Source organism: Synechococcus sp. R70.1 (genome assembly GCF_047461675.1).
Lineage (GTDB): Bacteria > Cyanobacteriota > Cyanobacteriia > Thermostichales > Thermostichaceae > Thermostichus.
In genome coordinates this window covers 1-2,150 of sequence record NZ_JANSHR010000115.1, presented here as the reverse complement: position 1 = coordinate 2,150, position 2,150 = coordinate 1, and the positions used below count along the sequence as shown (strand labels likewise).

The window sequence follows — 2,150 nt, the reverse complement described above, 5'->3', positions numbered from 1 at the left end:
TTCAAGGATGGCTGCTTCTAAGCCAACCTCCTGGTTGTCTACGCACCCGCACCTCCTTGACCACTCAGCCCGGACTTGGGGACCTTAGCCGGCGGTCTGGGCTGTTCCCCTCTCGACCCAGAACCTTTTCGCCCCAGGTCTCACTCCTGCCGACCAGCAGCCAGCATTCGGAGTTCGCCTCGGCTTGGTAGGCCAACGCCCCCGCACCGAAACGGTGCTCTACCTCCAGCTGCCTCCCAGCAAGGCTGACCCTCAAGCCATTTCGGGGAGAACCAGCTATCTCCGGGTTCGCTTGGCATTTCACCCCTACCCCCAGCTCCTCCGAGCCCTTTGCCACGGACACCGGTTCGGCCCTCCACGCAGGTCTCCCCCGCGCTTCAGCCTGGCCAGGGGTAGCTCACCCGGTTTCGGGTCGGCCAGGCGCGACTTGCTCGCCCGCTTCAGACTCGCTTTCGCTCCGGCTCCAGGTGCCTCCCCCTTCGCCTCGCCACGCCCGGCCACTCGCCGGCTCATGCTCCAATAGGCACGCCGTCACCGCTCACCGCGGCTCCGACCGCCTGTGGGCACACGGTTTCAGGCGCTCTTTCACCCCCCTCGCCGGGGTCCTTTTCACCGTTCCCTCACGGTACTCTCCACTATCGGTCGGTCAGGGTGTTTAGCCTTGGAGGGGTGGTCCCCCCAGCTTCCCACAGGGTTCCTCGTGCCCCGTGGTACTCACGCACCTGTCCCACGCGCACCTGCGCAGTCCGCCTACGGGACTCTCACCCTCTCCGGTCGCCCCTTCCAGCAGCGTTCGGCTCCCACTCAGCCACCCGCGGCCGCCCTGCCGCTTGGCCCGGACAGGCCGTCCAACCCCGTCGCCGCTTCCGGACGGCAGCCCTCTGGGCGACGACGGTTTGGGCTCCTCCCGTTTCGCTCGCCACTACTCCGGGAATCACTCTCTCTTCCTCGGGGTACTGAGATGTTTCACTTCCCCCGGTGCCCACCCTCCCAGTCGAGCAAGAGGTCCCCCTCTCACCCTTCCCAAGAGGGCGACGCGGCTCCCCACCGCGCCAGGTTGCCCCATTCGGACACCCCCGGATCTCCGCTCGCCCGCAGCTCCCCGGGGCGTTTCGCCGCTCGGCCGCGTCCTTCCTCGGCCCTGACCACCGAGGCATCCACCGTGTGCCCCTCACCCCAGTCCGCACCAGTAGCTTCTGCTCGCCACCGGCAAACAGGCACAGCGGAACCACCTCGGCGCTTTCGAACCCGTCAGTTCAGCGCGATGACTCATCCACTCGCTTGTTAAGGTGCCTGCGCTCGATGTGGAGCTGAGGGGACTCGAACCCCTGACCTCCGCCGTGCAAAGGCGGCGCTCTCCCAACTAAGCTACAGCCCCATAATCGACGCGCGGTGGGCGTTCCTGGATTCGAACCAGGGACCTCACCCTTATCAGGGGTGTGCTCTAACCAACTGAGCTAAACGCCCACGCCACCCCGACAACTCGGGTGTGGTCGAGTGCCAGCGACCGACCTCGACAACGAGGTGACGGCTCCGGGTTCGGGGACCAGCAGGCGGACGCCCTCCGCGGGGAGCAGCCCCGCCTCCTCAGGCGAGCCTCCCTGGCCCCGCCCCGTCCTGCACCCTCCGGTGCTGCGCCACCCCGGTTGACCCGGGAGCCAGCGCTCCCTAGAAAGGAGGTGATCCAGCCGCACCTTCCGGTACGGCTACCTTGTTACGACTTCGTCCCAATCACCAGCCCCACCCTCGACGGCTGCCCCCAGCGTGCGCCGGTTGGCCCACCGGCTTCAGGTGAAGCCAGCTTTCGTGACGTGACGGGCGGTGTGTACAAGGCCCGGGAACGTATTCACCGCCGTATGGCTGACCGGCGGTTACTAGCAACTCCGCGTTCACGCAGGCGGGTTGCAGCCTGCGATCCCCACCACGACCGGGTTTGCGGGATTGGCTCCAGGTCGCCCCTTCGCTGCCCACTGTCCCGGTCACTGTAGCGTGTGTGTCGCCCAGGGCGTCCGGGCCATGCTGACTTGACGTCATCCCCTCCTTCCTCCGGGCTTTCCCCGGCAGTCGGGTCAGACACCCGCGTAACTGACCCCGAGGGTTGCGCTCGTTGCGGGACTTAACCCAACACCTCACGGCACGAGCTGACGACA

The 2,150-nt window shown here is 66.9% G+C and carries 2 tRNA genes and 2 rRNA genes; all 4 read right to left on the bottom strand.

Going from position 1 to position 2,150, the window contains the following annotated elements:
- Positions 1 to 1,184: ribosomal RNA gene (locus tag NW807_RS11235) — 23S ribosomal RNA — on the bottom strand; the annotation flags it as partial.
- Positions 1,185 to 1,305: 121 nt separating this feature from the next.
- Positions 1,306 to 1,378: transfer RNA gene (locus NW807_RS11230), tRNA-Ala, on the bottom strand.
- A gap of 15 nt (positions 1,379 to 1,393) precedes the next feature.
- Positions 1,394 to 1,467: transfer RNA gene (locus NW807_RS11225), tRNA-Ile, on the bottom strand.
- 205 nt (positions 1,468 to 1,672) lie between these two features.
- Positions 1,673 to 2,150, bottom strand: a 16S ribosomal RNA gene (locus NW807_RS11220); the annotation flags it as partial.